The 14717-nt window shown below is 37.6% G+C and carries 18 protein-coding genes and 1 riboswitch; of the genes, 8 read left to right on the plus strand and 10 right to left on the minus strand.

Annotated elements, in window-relative coordinates:
- Nucleotides 1–9 precede the first annotated feature (9 nt).
- The gene (locus ACFX4G_RS04015) at nt 10–1155 is read left to right on the plus strand and encodes a glycosyltransferase family 4 protein (protein WP_043975900.1); all 1146 of its coding nucleotides are present in this window, start codon (nt 10–12) and stop codon (nt 1153–1155) included.
- A 32-nt stretch (nt 1156–1187) separates the two neighbouring features.
- Here ACFX4G_RS04015 and metK read toward each other — a convergent pair whose 3' ends face one another.
- Nucleotides 1188–2390, minus strand: a complete 1203-nt coding sequence (gene metK / locus ACFX4G_RS04020) for a methionine adenosyltransferase (protein WP_013059536.1) — start codon at nt 2388–2390, stop codon at nt 1188–1190.
- 132 nt (nt 2391–2522) lie between these two features.
- Nucleotides 2523–2640, minus strand: a riboswitch (SAM riboswitch).
- Between the two features lie 374 nt (nt 2641–3014).
- Between metK and pckA the strand changes: the two genes are divergently transcribed.
- A complete protein-coding gene (gene pckA, locus ACFX4G_RS04025; protein WP_377572899.1) occupies nt 3015–4604 on the plus strand; it encodes a phosphoenolpyruvate carboxykinase (ATP) in 1590 nt (529 codons plus the stop codon).
- 33 nt (nt 4605–4637) lie between these two features.
- Here pckA and ACFX4G_RS04030 read toward each other — a convergent pair whose 3' ends face one another.
- Both ACFX4G_RS04030 and ACFX4G_RS04035 read right to left on the minus strand, forming a co-directional pair.
- On the minus strand, nt 4638–4880 hold the full coding sequence (locus ACFX4G_RS04030; RefSeq protein ID WP_043975895.1) for a DUF2584 domain-containing protein: 243 nt from the start codon (nt 4878–4880) through the stop codon (nt 4638–4640).
- A gap of 54 nt (nt 4881–4934) precedes the next feature.
- A complete protein-coding gene (locus ACFX4G_RS04035) occupies nt 4935–5717 on the minus strand; it encodes an alpha/beta hydrolase family protein (RefSeq protein WP_043975893.1) in 783 nt (260 codons plus the stop codon).
- A gap of 172 nt (nt 5718–5889) precedes the next feature.
- On the opposite strand from ACFX4G_RS04035, the gene ACFX4G_RS04040 reads away from it, so the two are divergent.
- Genes ACFX4G_RS04040 through ACFX4G_RS04050 form a run of 3 tightly spaced genes read left to right on the plus strand, consistent with a single transcriptional unit; the run spans nt 5890 to nt 8453 of the window.
- Nucleotides 5890–6888 (plus strand): ABC transporter substrate-binding protein, encoded by a 999-nt coding sequence (locus ACFX4G_RS04040; RefSeq protein ID WP_377572901.1) that lies wholly within the window; start codon nt 5890–5892, stop codon nt 6886–6888.
- Between the two features lies 1 nt (nt 6889).
- Nucleotides 6890–7660 (plus strand): ABC transporter ATP-binding protein, encoded by a 771-nt coding sequence (locus ACFX4G_RS04045; protein ID WP_075419758.1) that lies wholly within the window; start codon nt 6890–6892, stop codon nt 7658–7660.
- Complete coding sequence (locus ACFX4G_RS04050) at nt 7647–8453, plus strand: ABC transporter permease (RefSeq protein WP_043975888.1); 807 nt, start codon at nt 7647–7649, stop codon at nt 8451–8453. The genes ACFX4G_RS04045 and ACFX4G_RS04050 overlap by 14 nt, the downstream gene beginning before the upstream one ends.
- Nucleotides 8454–8499: 46 nt before the next feature.
- Here the strand turns inward: ACFX4G_RS04050 and ytkD are convergent, their stop codons facing one another.
- From ytkD to ACFX4G_RS04075, 5 genes are all read right to left on the minus strand, one after another.
- Nucleotides 8500–8970: an RNA deprotection pyrophosphohydrolase gene (gene ytkD / locus ACFX4G_RS04055; protein ID WP_013059543.1), complete on the minus strand. Its 471-nt coding sequence runs from the start codon at nt 8968–8970 to the stop codon at nt 8500–8502.
- Nucleotides 8971–9074: 104 nt separating this feature from the next.
- Entirely contained in the window at nt 9075–9395 is a 321-nt protein-coding gene (locus ACFX4G_RS04060) for a hypothetical protein (RefSeq protein ID WP_043975886.1), read from the minus strand.
- Between the two features lie 74 nt (nt 9396–9469).
- Complete coding sequence (locus ACFX4G_RS04065) at nt 9470–9895, minus strand: phage holin family protein (RefSeq protein ID WP_377572904.1); 426 nt, start codon at nt 9893–9895, stop codon at nt 9470–9472.
- A gap of 81 nt (nt 9896–9976) precedes the next feature.
- On the minus strand, nt 9977–10417 hold the full coding sequence (locus ACFX4G_RS04070) for a Dps family protein (RefSeq protein ID WP_013085268.1): 441 nt from the start codon (nt 10415–10417) through the stop codon (nt 9977–9979).
- Between the two features lie 163 nt (nt 10418–10580).
- A complete protein-coding gene (locus ACFX4G_RS04075; RefSeq protein WP_013059547.1) occupies nt 10581–11054 on the minus strand; it encodes an S-ribosylhomocysteine lyase in 474 nt (157 codons plus the stop codon).
- A 150-nt stretch (nt 11055–11204) separates the two neighbouring features.
- Between ACFX4G_RS04075 and yidD the strand changes: the two genes are divergently transcribed.
- Entirely contained in the window at nt 11205–11432 is a 228-nt protein-coding gene (gene yidD, locus ACFX4G_RS04080; RefSeq protein ID WP_013059548.1) for a membrane protein insertion efficiency factor YidD, read from the plus strand.
- Between the two features lie 3 nt (nt 11433–11435).
- Here the strand turns inward: yidD and ACFX4G_RS04085 are convergent, their stop codons facing one another.
- Nucleotides 11436–12008: a beta-class carbonic anhydrase gene (locus tag ACFX4G_RS04085; RefSeq protein ID WP_013085269.1), complete on the minus strand. Its 573-nt coding sequence runs from the start codon at nt 12006–12008 to the stop codon at nt 11436–11438.
- Between the two features lie 119 nt (nt 12009–12127).
- Here ACFX4G_RS04085 and ACFX4G_RS04090 point away from each other — a divergent pair, with 119 nt between their 5' ends.
- A complete protein-coding gene (locus tag ACFX4G_RS04090) occupies nt 12128–13315 on the plus strand; it encodes a GTP-binding protein (protein WP_377572906.1) in 1188 nt (395 codons plus the stop codon).
- Between the two features lie 83 nt (nt 13316–13398).
- Complete coding sequence (locus tag ACFX4G_RS04095) at nt 13399–14358, plus strand: metal ABC transporter substrate-binding protein (protein WP_377572908.1); 960 nt, start codon at nt 13399–13401, stop codon at nt 14356–14358.
- A 29-nt stretch (nt 14359–14387) separates the two neighbouring features.
- On the opposite strand, the gene ACFX4G_RS04100 is transcribed toward ACFX4G_RS04095, so the two are convergent.
- Nucleotides 14388–14633, minus strand: a complete 246-nt coding sequence (locus tag ACFX4G_RS04100; protein WP_013059552.1) for a type B 50S ribosomal protein L31 — start codon at nt 14631–14633, stop codon at nt 14388–14390.
- Between the last annotated feature and the right edge of the window lie 84 nt (nt 14634–14717).

Genomic DNA, 14717 nt, shown 5'->3' on the forward strand with positions numbered 1-14717 from the left:
GGAGTACTAATGAGAATTGCTTTATTTACGGATACATTTGCTCCAGAAGTTAACGGAGCTGCTAAAACACTTTATCAGTTTACCCAGTATGTCAAATCAAAGCAAATTCCCATCCAGGTATTTGCTCCTGAATTTGCTCATGATCAGTCATTTTCAACGTATGTTCACCGTTCGCCCAGCATGCCGTTTTTCCTTTATCCAAACAGCCGCTTTTCATTGCCAAACGTTCTAAAAATTAAAAAGCAGCTGCAGGAATTCAATCCTTCTATTATTCATTTGGCCACTCCTTTTACAATGGGGCTTTGCGGCTCCTATTACGGGAAAAGATTAGGTGTTCCTCTTGTCGGCTCTTATCATACCAATTTTGCTGATTATTTATCTCACTATGAACTTGAAAAAATGCGTGTACCACTGCAAAAATATATGAAATGGTTTTATAAACCTGTACAAAAAATATTCGCTCCCTCTGAAGTGACCAAACAGCAGCTAGAAGAACAAGGGTTTCACAACGTATCTATTTGGTCGCGAGGAGTAAATCATAAATTATTTCACCCCCACTATGACCGCTTTGATATTCGTATTAAATATAATATTAAAAAGCCCTACATTTTAACGTATGTAGGAAGATTAGCTAAAGAAAAGAACGCTGATTTTTTAATAAAAATCGCACGATCTCTACCGGATCATATCCGCCATCAAATTCACTGGGTTATTGTGGGAGACGGCCCTTTAAAAGAACAAATGCAGCAGCAAGCATCTGAGCATATGACATTTACAGGCTTCCTTGAAGGTAAGCAACTTGCTCATATCTATTCATCATCTGATTTGTTTGTTTTTCCTTCAGAAACAGAAACCTTCGGAAATGTTGTACTGGAGTCTCTTGCTTCTGGAACTCCTGTAGTGGCAGCAAATGCAGGAGGAGTTAAACAGATGGTTCAGCACGGGCGAAACGGCTACCTTTGCAAACCTCACTCCTTAGAAGAATTCAGTTCGGCTATTACAGGTTTACTCGATGATTTGCACCAGCGGCTTCACTTTGGCCATGCAGCGAGACACTATGCTCTTACTCAATCATGGGACGCCATTTTTCAGCATTTGCTTTCAGAATATGAAGGTGTCGTAGAAAAATCTGCTGCAGATATTCAATGGGCATAAAAAAAATCTCCGTTTTCACGGAGATTTTTTTATTATTTAGCTAAAGCTTGAGTTTTTAATGCTTCCGCTTTGTCTGTGAACTCCCAAGGAAGCTCCACGTCCGTACGACCAAAGTGGCCGTAAGCTGCTGTTTGCTTATAAATTGGGCGACGTAAATCAAGCATTTTAATGATGCCCGCTGGACGTAGGTCAAAGTTTTTGCGTACTACGTCTACTAGTACTTCTTCAGAAACTTTTCCTGTACCGAATGTATCAATTGAAATAGATACTGGTTGTGCAACACCAATTGCATATGCTAGTTGTACTTCACATTTATCAGCAAGATCAGCTGCTACAATGTTTTTCGCAACATAACGAGCTGCATAAGCTGCTGAACGGTCTACTTTTGTTGCGTCCTTACCAGAGAATGCACCGCCGCCATGACGAGCATATCCGCCGTAAGTATCAACGATAATTTTACGACCAGTTAAACCAGCATCTCCTTGAGGACCGCCGATTACGAAACGTCCTGTTGGGTTAATGAAATACTTTGTATTTTCATCAATTAACTCGTTTGGAACAACTGGATTAATAACATATTCTTTTAAGTTACGTTGAATTTGCTCTAACGTTACTTCTGGATGATGCTGAGTTGAAATAACAATTGTATCGATGCGAACAGGTTTGTTGTTTTCATCATATTCAACTGTTACTTGTGTTTTACCATCCGGGCGAAGGTAAGGAAGAATTTCTTCTTTACGTACTTCTGTTAGACGGCGAGCAAGTTTATGAGCTAATGAAATTGGAAGAGGCATTAATTCTTTTGTTTCGTTACATGCATAACCAAACATTAAGCCTTGGTCTCCAGCTCCGATTGCTTCGATTTCTTCATCTGACATTTGACCTTCACGTGCTTCTAACGCTTGGTCTACACCAGCAGCGATATCAGCTGACTGCTCGTCGATAGATGTTAATACTGCACAAGTTTCAGCATCAAATCCGTATTTTGCACGAGTATAGCCAATTCCTTTAATTGTTTCACGAACTGTTTTAGGAATATCCACGTAAGTAGAAGTTGTAATTTCACCACTTACTAAAACTAAACCAGTTGTTACGCTTGTTTCACAAGCAACACGAGCATTTGGATCCTTTGCTAGGATAGCATCAAGAATTGAGTCAGAAATTTGGTCACAAATTTTATCGGGATGTCCCTCTGTAACAGATTCTGACGTGAACAGACGACGTTGTGTTGACATCAGTTTTCCTCCTTATAAATACGATACATTGTGATACGGTACTCATTCCCTTATTTTCATTACACGTTAAAAAATATAAAAAAACCTTTCCTTGTATCGAGGAAAGGTATCAAATTCTACATAAGCCTTTCACTCTTATCGATCAAGGTTGTGCCCTTGCATCAGGTTAGCACCTTATCGTCTACACAAAAAAATGACGATGGTTGCTGGGTTTCATAGGGCCTGTCCCTCCACCAGCTCGGGATAAGAGAGTATCCGTTCAAGGACATATAATACATGAAAAAGCGCTTCACTGTCAACAACATTCAAATGGAAATCATCTCTTTATTTTTGAATCTGTTTTAATGTAACATACTCAAATTCCGAAATAGTACACCTTATTAAGAATCATCACTAAGTTTAGTTAATAAGACAGATCAAAATGAGGCTTTCACTTAAAATAGCTTCACTTTTTTCGCTCCTAGCACATATACATGTGTCTAAAATAGGTATAACGTACATTTTTTTATAATACACAAACATTTTTAGTTAAATAGTATAGAATAATTAAATAAATGTGTTATACTAATTATAAATTTCAAACATTAATGAATAAATAATAGCTAAAAAAGGAAGGTAGTGCACATGAGTACTGTTGATATGTCTATCGAATTAAATGGTTTGCTTCAATTAAAAACAACAAAACACCAATTATCTGTTCCACAACTTGTTGAAAAAATTCTAGCTCGACGCGAAGGAACGCTGACTTCTACAGGTGCTGTGTCAGTCGAAACCGGAAAATATACAGGTCGCTCTCCTTTAGATAAATTTATTGTAAGCGATGCTGTGTCTTCAAAAACGGTTGAATGGGGACCTGTCAATCAGCCAATTTCTGCTCAGCGATTCGATGCGCTATACAAAAAAGTCTTAACCCACTTAAAGAAGCAGGATGAACTTTTTGTTTTTAATGGATATGCTGGAGCTGATAAAAAGTATCAGTTACCAATTCAAGTAGTTAATGAATTTGCATGGCACAACCTATTCGCTCAGCAGTTATTCATTCGCCCTTCAGCCGAACAAAAAACAAAAGATGATGTGAAGCCGTTTACAATTGTAGCAGCTCCAACGTTCAAAGCTGATCCTGAAACAGACGGGACGAATTCTGAAACCTTCATTATTCTTTCGTTAGAGCGACGCATTGTGCTAATTGGAGGAACTGAATACGCTGGTGAAATGAAAAAATCTATTTTCTCAGTGATGAACTTCTTACTTCCTCAAAACAATATTCTATCCATGCACTGTTCTGCTAACGTAGGAGAAGAAGGTGACGTTGCATTATTCTTTGGTTTATCTGGAACGGGTAAAACAACGCTTTCTGCTGATGCAAACCGTCGTTTAATCGGAGATGACGAGCACGGTTGGTCAAGCTCTGGTGTATTTAATATTGAAGGAGGATGCTACGCGAAGTGCATTCAGCTTTCCGAAGAAAAAGAACCGCAAATCTTCAATGCAATTCGCTTCGGCGCCGTACTGGAAAATGTAGTGTTAAATCAAAATACGAAAGTAGCAGATTACAATGATAATAGTTTAACAGAGAATACTCGTGCCGCTTATTCAATTGACTCTATTGATAATACGGTATTGCCAAGCGTTGCCGGGCACCCTACAGCTATTGTCTTTTTAACTGCTGATGCTTTCGGTGTCTTACCTCCAATCAGCAAGCTTACAAAAGAACAAGCAATGTACCATTTTCTGAGCGGATACACTAGTAAGTTAGCTGGAACAGAGCGCGGCGTAACATCGCCACAGGCTACTTTCTCTACATGCTTTGGTGAGCCTTTCTTACCTCTTGCTCCAACAACTTATGCAGAAATGCTAGGAAAGAAAATCGATGAACATAATGTAAATGTCTACCTTGTAAATACTGGATGGACCGGCGGTGAATACGGGGTGGGCGAACGAATGAAGTTAAGTTACACTCGAGCTATGGTTCAAGCAGCCCTTGAAGGAGAACTCGCTAATACCGAAACAGTAACAGATACTATTTTTGGTTTATCGATTCCAACTCATGTTCCGGGCGTTCCTGATGAAGTGCTTCAGCCTTCTAAAGCATGGAACGATGCAACAGCTTATAACCAAAAGGCAACTGAGCTTGCTGCTAAATTCAAAGCTAATTTCAAGCGTTTTAACGATGTAGCATCTGACATTTCAACATTAGGCGGACCTAGAGTCTAACTAAAAAACGATCGTCTTATAGACGATCGTTTTTTAGTTAGTCGAATGTAATTTTGTCAGTTCATATGTGATAATGGTTTTTTCCTGCTCCATTTCTACCTTACGCACAACAGCAGTTCCAATACATTCTCCATTTTTCGTTTTGTGAACGTTTAATGGAATATCTAACGGATACAAGCGATATCCTTTTTTCTCAATTTGAAAAATGTTATCCGTTACACGCTTTTCGTTGCCTTTTGTCACAATCATTGTATTTAATTCTAGCGGCATCCCCATTTTTTCTCACTCCTCACTGTTATTCTACTTGTTTTCTCTATCGTAGCATATCTTTTATTGTGCTTTCATCCACTTCGTTAACTTCTTCACCGTTTCTCGGTTTTCTTTCGGGGGAAAAGCATGTGGAAAGTTTTCGAAGTACCAGCTGGTAACTTTTTTATTGGCCTTCTTTAGTTTAGATTCTAGCTGATAGGCATGATCAATCGACACGTTTTTATCTTCTAAACCATGAATAAGCAAGACCGGCGGCTCGACGAGATGAGCACGATGCAAAGGGGTCCTCCATTCGTATCTTTCAGGATATTTAGAAGGAGTTCCTCCAATCACCCGCTTCATCATTCTTCTTAAATCTTCTCTTTCTTCATATGTCAGCACCATATCCGTGACGCCTCCCCATAACACAAGAGAGCGGCTGTCGTTTTTTTCAATAGCTGTGAGTAAAGCCATCACTCCCCCTCTTGAAAACCCAAAAATATGAATGCGGTCATGGTGGACGTTAGGGAGCTGTTTCAGTAAATCGTAAGCAGCAAAAGCATCGTAACGATCATCTCCTGCAAAATCTTCGTTTCCTTCTCCTCCTTGATTTCCCCTGTAGAACGGAGCCATCACAATAAAACCTTGAGAAGCAAATTGAATGAGTCGAGCAGGACGAACCGTTCCTACGTTCTTAATACCTCCCCTTAAGTATAAAAAGCCGTCATACATTCCTTTTTCTTTTGGCTCTGCGAGCATTCCTTTAATCTTAAGTCCTTGACATGCATATGTAATCACCCACAGCGCCACACGAGGGTTTGATGATGGGAAACGCTGTTTATGAAGAATTGTTCCATCTTTCATTTTTTTCCTCCATTCTTTATATAACTAGCCTGCTTTCTCCCGCTAAGGTGTACTTTCAATTGTTGACTAATAGTTCTTTGATTTTCCACATAGTTATATAGGCACTCACCTTCTTCCACTTCTTTACATACATTATCATAAAATATTTTATTATTTTAAGGGGGTTTGCTTTATGAAACCAATCAAATGGCTTTTTTCTTTGCTTGCTATTATGATTTTACTCATTCCACTAATTAGCTGCGGCAAAACAACATCTGTACAAACGGTTCGTGTTGGCGAAGTAACTCGTTCTATCTTTTATGCTCCCCAGTACGTCGCTATTTCAAAAGGCTTTTTTGAAGAAGAAGGACTAAAGGTAGATTTAAAAACAACGTGGGGCGGAGATAAGACAATGACGTCACTTTTATCTGAAGGCATCGACGTCGCCTTAGTCGGCTCGGAAACTTCAATCTACGTATATGCACAGGGGTCTAGTGATCCCGTCATCAACTTTGCACAACTAACCCAAACCGACGGAACATTTCTAGTAGCACGTAAAAAAGTCGATCACTTCTCATGGGATCAGCTTAAAGGCAAAACGTTTCTTGGTCAACGTAAAGGCGGCATGCCGCAAATGGTAGGGGAATATGTGTTGAAACAGCATAATATTGATCCTAAAAAAGATGTAAAACTTGTTCAAAACATTGATTTTGCTAACGTTGCGAATGCTTTTGCTTCTGGTACTGGAGATTACGTTCAATTATTTGAGCCAACGGCTAGTATTTTAGAGAAACAAGGAAAAGGACATATCGTTGCTTCCTTCGGAAAAGAATCAGGAACAGTTCCTTATACAACATTTATGGCCAAAGAAAGCTATTTAAAAGATAACCCTGAAGCAGCAGCTAAATTTACTCGAGCTATTTACAAAGCACAAAAATGGGTGAATACACATAGCACAGATGAAATTGCTGAAGTGGTTGCACCGTATTTCGAAGATACGCCTAAAGAAACGCTGAAAACTGTTATTGACCGCTATAAATCCCAAAAATCTTTTGCAACTAACCCTTTATTAGATCAAAAAGAGTGGGATCATTTGCAAAAAATAATGGATGAATCTGGAGAACTTCCAAGACACATCGATCACAACAAGCTAGTCAACACAAAATTCGCAAAAGATGCAATGAGTGAGTAATATGACAAAACTTCACATTCAAGATGTTCAGCATATGTATCTTACGACAAAGTCTGCTACCACTGCACTTGAACATATTAATTTGTCTATTGAAGAAGGAGAATTTGTTTCCTTTCTCGGCCCAAGCGGATGTGGAAAAACGACGCTTCTATCGATTATTGCAGGCTTGATTGAACCAACGTCCGGCTCTGTCACAATAGACGGTGAAAATATCGGAACATCAGTCCCAAACATCGGTTATATGCTTCAACAAGATTATTTGTTTCCGTGGAAAACCATTAAAGAAAATATTTTACTTGGGCTTGAAATTCGCGGACAGCTAACAGATAAAACAGAGAGTAACGCACTGTTACTCCTAAAAGAAATTGGTTTACAGGGCGTAGATGACCTATATCCGCATCAGTTATCCGGAGGCATGAGACAACGTGTCGCTTTAGTCCGAACACTTGCCATTGACCCCGCTATTTTACTCTTAGATGAACCTTTTTCAGCACTTGATTTTCAAACAAAACTCAAGCTTGAAGAACTTGTCTCCAAAACGCTGATGACCTATCAAAAAACGGCCGTTTTGGTCACGCACGATATCGGCGAAGCTATTGCCATGAGCAGCCGAATCTTTTTATTCTCAGCAAAGCCGGGAAAAATCGCAAAAACATTTACGGTTCCTTCTATTTTACGAACCCTCTCTCCGTTTGAAGCGCGACAGCACCCTGTCTATAACGACTTATTTATGGATATATGGAAGGAGCTTGATCAACTTGAAACCTACTAGCTCCCTAGATACTCTTCATGAAAGCTACCTTCGCAAGGTTCGGGTCGAAAAACGATTAGTACTGAGCGTGCAGCTGATAATTTTCTTAGCCTTTTTTAGCTTATGGGAACTGGCTTCTCGTTTAAAGTGGATTGACCCTTTAATCTTCAGTTCTCCTACTAAAGTATGGCATTTATTTTTAATTAAACTTGCCGACGGCTCGCTGGCAGAACATATTGGTTTTACGTTATTTGAAACAGTTCTTGGCTTCATTTTAGGCACAGTGCTAGGTATTTTACTTGCAACGGCCCTTTGGTATTCAACTAGGCTTGCACATATATTAGACCCTTACCTCGTTATTTTAAACGCCATGCCAAAAGTAGCGCTGGGCCCTATTTTAATTGTAGCGATCGGTCCAGGGTTTTTCTCAATCTTAACGATGGGGGCGATTATATCCGTTATTATTACATCCATCGTCGTTTACACAGCATTTAAAGAAGTTGACCCAAACTATATTAAATTACTAAAAAGCTTTGGGGCAACGAAAACCCGATGTTTTAAAGAAGCAATTTTGCCAGCTTCCATGCCTGCTATTATTTCCACATTTAAAGTAAATGTCGGCTTATCTTGGGTAGGAGTCATCGTAGGAGAATTTTTAGTTTCTTCGAAAGGGCTTGGATATATGATTATTTATGGTTTCCAAGTCTTCAACTTTACTCTTGTTCTTCTCAGCTTATTATTAATTGCCATTTTCGCTACGATTATGTATCAAGGTGTTGCTTATTTAGAAAAGAAATTGATCCGACGCTCATAAAAAATCCCCCCGTACAAACGGGGGGATTTTCATTGATAGGATACTTTTACAAAAATGTTCGCTTTACATATTTCATTACATATTGTAAAACATTATCTTTCATGATGAAGCTGTATGCATCATCTTGTTGAATGCCCGAAGGTAGTTCATCAATCATTACGGGACCATCCGTTTCCATGTAGTCTTCTTTTTTAATTACATTTCCAATAGTAGCAAAATAAATGTTTTTAATAATGGTCTTTCCTTTACTTACTACTTTATATTGCCCAATATAAGTTAAAGAAGAGACTTCTCCGCCTGTTTCTTCAAATACTTCTCGAACCGCTGCTTCTTCTGGTACTTCATTGCCTTCTAGTTTTCCTCCGGGAAATTCTAAACCTCGTTTTGAGTGATTCGTTAGCAACCATTGATTTTCATACCTGCATACGACCCAAACATGACGTGGAGTTTTCGAGAATGGATTTTTTTCAAATGATAAAAATACTTGATTATGATATGCATCCTTAAATGTGTACATGGTCGACTCAAACTCCATTTGATTTTTCCCTTATTTTATCATACATTACGGCCATACCTGATAAGAAAAGTATGCTCGTACTTTTTTTCTTTGCTTTTTACCCCTTATTCCATTCTATCTGAAGATAAAATATTCATCTGTTTGATATGTGATTTTGTTTCATCGTCTCCTAGCTGATAAAGCATGGCATATATTTCAACTGTCGTTTTATCGTACATATCATTTTGAGAATCATGATGATATTCCAGATACGGAATATGTGATCGCCAAAAGCTTGACCAATCGCTTGAAGCACGCTGATCTAAATACGTTCTCAGCTTCTCCACTTCTTCATCTGTTGCTTCAATCGCATAATTCCAATCTGAAGCAGTATTTGACTGATTGATTTCTCCTGAACTCAGAGATACATAATATTTTTTTGTCATGAAAGATATTCAGCTCCTTCTTTCTAGTGCCAACTTATCTTTCTTATTTGTATCTTATTCTTTTTTTATACACTCTACGATTTAAAGCGGTCTTTTAAAATCGCTATTGCTTTTTTTAGCGGCTCTGGAATTGGAATTCCTACAATTCTTGCGTTTTCTGTAATTGAAATCATTTCGTTTAAAATATAGAACAAAATAGCTCCATCTCGAATAATATGACCGTTTTCCCAGAATACGGAATCGATAAAGTTTGCTACAGCAATCATGGCAAAAATAAAAATCTTTTTCGCAATTCCTTTAAAACCTACTTTGCTAGATAAACGTTTATTTATAAAAGCTGCAATCGTGCCTGTCAAATAATCCATTGTCACTAATGCTACTAAAGCCATTAGTAAATAGTCCCACTCTCCAAATAAAAAAAAAGCCAGTGAACCTAAACTTGAGATTATCAAGACAGAAAGCTTCTGCATATCCACTTTTTTCACCCTTTCAGCAGTCATATCCCTACAGTATATGCCGGTGAAAAAAAAGTGTTCGTCCATCTTATCATAAAAAAACCTGCGATTACTCGCAGGTTTTAATTACTTGCCTAGGAATGATTTTAACATCCACGTATGCTTTTCTAAGCTTTGATGAATGGCTAACAGCATGTCTCCTGTTGTTTCGTCGCCCGCTTCACCGGCTGCGTCCATTCCTTCTTTTAATTCAGCAGTTAGCGTATCAAAATCGCTTACTAAAGAAGCAACCATATCTTTAGCCGTTTCGCTTCCATCCGCTTCTTTAATAGAAGAAAGTTCTAACGATTCTTTCATTGTTGCCACAGGTTTTCCTTCTAATGCTAAAAGGCGTTCTGCAAGGTCATCAATAATTGTAGCTGTTTCCGTATACAGCTCTTCAAACTTTTCATGAAGAGTGAAGAATTGTTCACCTTTTACGTACCAGTGAAAGTTATGAAGTTTTATGTACATTACACTAAAATTCGCTACTTGTTTATTAACGATTTCATTTACATTTACCGCCATTTTTTTCGCTCCTTTGTGAACTCTTTATATAATATAGTTGTACCCTTTTTTAGTTGATTAAAACATTTTTTTCATAAAAAGAGACATTTCCCTTTCTTTAGACTTAGAGAAACTTCTTCATCTTTTTTCAAATAAAATAAGCAGCCCAGCGGACTGCTTATTTTTAGCCAAATACTTTTTCTAAATCTTCTTTGTCCTGTTCTAGCCAGAACTTCATCAAGCGTTTTGCTCCTTCTAAATCGTGAAGTTTCGCTTGACCGCACTGCTTTTCGTTTGCTGCTGGAATTTCAGTAATGTTAATTGCATCTTTTAACGTATCGTCTAACAAATCAATAATTTCACGTACAGTCGGCTCACCGCTCACTACTAAGTAGTACCCTGTTTGACATCCCATAGGCGAAATATCAATAATATCAAAGTGATCGTATTTTTCTACATGAGTACGAATATTAAAAGCTAATAAATGCTCTAGCGTATGAATAACGTCCGGCTTCATTGCTTGTTTGTTTGGCTGGCAAAAACGAATATCAAATTTATTTACAACGCCGTCGCTTCCCACTTTGTGAACACCGCAGTGTCTTACGTAAGGTGCTTTAACCGCATTATGATCTAGCTCAAAACTTTCTACTGATGGCATAATACCACTCCTTTTTTCTTCTTTCACCTATCATAACATGCAATTCCGATATATTTCATCCATTTAATAACCTTTATTTCTTTTAGTTGCTTTTTATTCCTTCTATCCCTTATAGTATGAGCAAACACGAAAGAAAGAACGTGATAATAAATGATTGCAAAGCTTTTGCTTTTACTTATAAAAGGATATCAAAAAGGAATTTCACCTTTTCTTCCGGCAAGGTGCCGGTTTTACCCTACTTGCTCCCAGTACGGAGTTGAATCCATTAAACGCTTTGGTGCCGTAAAGGGATCTTATTTGACTGTAAAACGAATTTTAAAATGCCACCCGTTCCATCCGGGTGGCATCGATGAAGTACCTGAGAAAAAATCACACTAAGCTTTAGTTATTTTCGATTGCTTCATACCCATTTACAACAACATCTAGCTTTCCTGTATTTGGATCAATAACTAGTCCATGTACAGGAGTATCTTTTGAAAATAGAGGATGATTACGGATTGTCTCTACACTATGCTGAACAGTCTCTTCTACTGAATCAAAACCCGTTAACCATTGTTTCAAGTCCATAGAATATTCAATGGTATTAATCACTTCATCTGAGATGCCTTTTGCTCTTACTTTCTCTAAAAAAGGTTCCGCCTGAAGTTTACCTGCTCCACAGTCGTGGTGACCAATTACACATACCTCATCTGCTTGAAGCTCGTACACAGCTACTAAAATGCTTCGCATAATACTTCCAAATGGATGTGAAACAAGCGCTCCTGCGTTTTTAACAATTTTCACGTCTCCGTTGCGCAAATTCAAAGCGTGTGGAAGTAATTCTACCAATCTTGTGTCCATACACGATAAAATAACCATTTTTTTATCAGGGAATTTGCTTGTTTCGTAAAGTTCATACTTCTTTTCTTCTACAAATTTTTGGTTGAATTCTAAAACATCTTGTAATAAGCTCATCTGCTGTCTTCTCCTTCATAAAAAAAATTCTTTCTTGTATTATAATACTTTTTCCTATAAGATGAAAAGTGTTAAATCGTAATCATTATTATTTATAAACAAGAAAGTAGGTTATAACAGTGAAAAAAATTCCCGTTACCGTTTTAAGCGGATACCTTGGTTCAGGTAAAACAACTCTTTTGAACTATATTTTAAAAAATAAAGAAGGTTTAAAAGTCGCGGTCATTGTCAATGACATGAGCGAAGTAAATATTGATGCAGACTTAGTTAAACAAGGAGGATTCTCTCGAACAGAAGAAAAACTTGTTGAAATGCAAAATGGCTGTATTTGCTGTACGCTTCGAGACGATCTAATGAAAGAGGTAGAACGCCTAGCAGACAATGGTGATATTGATTATATTGTCATTGAATCTTCCGGAATCAGCGAACCTATCCCTGTTGCTCAAACATTTACTTATATTGATGAAGAGCTGGGCATTGATTTAACTCAGAAATGTTCGTTAGATACGATGGTCACTGTAGTAGATGCCAATCGCTTTTGGGAAGACTTTTCATCCGGCGAAAGCTTATTAGACCGCAAAGAAGGAACAGATGAAAACGATACAAGAGAAGTGATTGATTTGTTAATCGATCAAATTGAATTTGCAAACGTCATTTTGTTAAACAAAGTTGATTTGTTAACAAAAGATGATGCAGATGAGTTGGAGGCTGTTCTTCACAAATTAAACTCAGAAGCCACTGTTATCCAAACAATTAATAGTGAAGTAAGCCTTGAAGCCATACTTCATACCCACTTATTCGACTTTGAAAAAGCTAGTCAAGGAGCCGGATGGATTAAAGAATTAAATGAAGAACACCATACGCCTGAAACGGAAGAGTTCGGTATTTCTTCTTTTGTATACAGAAGGAATCGTCCCCTTCATCCTGAACGCTTTATGAAATGGTTAGAGAACTGGCCGGTTGATATTATACGCGCAAAGGGATTTTTCTGGCTTGCTTCGCGTAATAATATGGCAGGACTTCTTTCTCAAGCGGGTACGTCCATTATGATTCAAGCAGCGGGTGAATGGATAGCAACTTACGCACCGGAAGAAAGAGAACAAACCTTAAAAGAAGAGCCTGAATTACGAGCAAAATGGGATGAACAATTTGGAGATCGTATTAACGAGCTCGTGTTCATTGGTATTGATATGAACACAGCTGAAATAATTGAAACTTTAGACCGCTGTTTGCTGACAAATGAGGAAATGAATCAAGATTGGGCTACTCTCAAAGATCCCCTTCCTAAGTTTACAGTAAGTGCGTAAATTTTTAGTTTTCAAATCGTAATAATTACGATATAATAACATAGGTCATAAATGGTTACGATACGAACGGAAGGAGCAACATAATGAAATTCAAACCACTTTTAATGGTGCTTGCATTAGGAATCGGAACAGCTCTTGCAGGGTGCAGTTCAAGCAGTGCAAATAACGCATCTGATAATAAAAACAAAAAATTAGAAGTTTATACAACAATCTACCCTTTACAAGACTTTACTGAAAAAATTGGTGGAAAATATGTAGAAGCTAAAAGCATTTTACCAACCGGTGTAGATGCCCATTCATTTGAGCCTACAACAAAAACAATGGTTAAAATCGCCAACGCGGACGCATTCGTTTACTCAGGAATTGGACTTGAAGGTTTTGCAGATAAAGCACAGTCTACACTTAAAAATGAAGATGTAGCTTTAGTAGAAGCTGCAAAAGGAATTAAATTAGCAAAGAGTTCTGAAGATGATCATGCTCACGAAGACGAACATGCCCATGAAGAAGAGCATAACCACGGAGATACAGACCCTCACGTTTGGCTTGATCCTGTTTTAGCTATTCAATTAGCAGAAAATATTAAAGACGAACTTATTGAATTAAAACCAGATAAAAAAGCAGAGTTTGAAAAGAACTTCCAATCGTTAAAAACTCAGCTTGAAGATGTGGACCAAGAGTTAAAAACAACGATTGGCGACGCACCTCATAAAGAAATTTTAGTATCACATGCAGCCTATGGCTACTGGGAAAAACAATACGGCTTAAAGCAAATTAGCGTAGCGGGTTTATCTCCTACAAATGAGCCGTCTCAGAAACAATTAGAAAACATCGTAAAACAAGCAAAAAAAGACCATATCAAATACTTTATCTTTGACCAAAATTTAAAGCCTAAAGTGTCTACGCTTGTAAAAAATGAAGTAGGAGCTCAAGCTTTAACACTTCATAACTTAGAGTCATTAACAAAAAACGATGTTAAAAATAAAGAAGATTATTTCTCCATTATGCAACACAATATTGATACGTTGAAAAAAGCATTATATTAATAAAAAAACTAGCCTCCCGGCTAGTTTTTTTATTGTAATTTATATTTTTGCTTAAAGCGCTCTACACGGCCGCCTTTATCAGCAAATTTTTGTTTTCCTGTATAAAATGGATGTGTATCCGAACTGATTTCAACTTTTAAAAGCGGATATGTGTTGCCATCTTCCCATTGAACGGTCTCATTTGATTGTTTTGTAGATCCTGATAAAAATGATGTTCCGCTATTTGTATCCATAAATACAACTTTACGATAGTCTGGATGAATATTTGTTTTCATTAAATATCTCTCCTTTAAAACAATATATACTCATTATAATCGTAATGATTACTATTTTCAAGTTATATGTTTTACCAATTCTGA

This window comes from Priestia sp. YIM B13486 (assembly GCF_042787865.1).
GTDB lineage: Bacteria > Bacillota > Bacilli > Bacillales > Bacillaceae_H > Priestia > Priestia megaterium.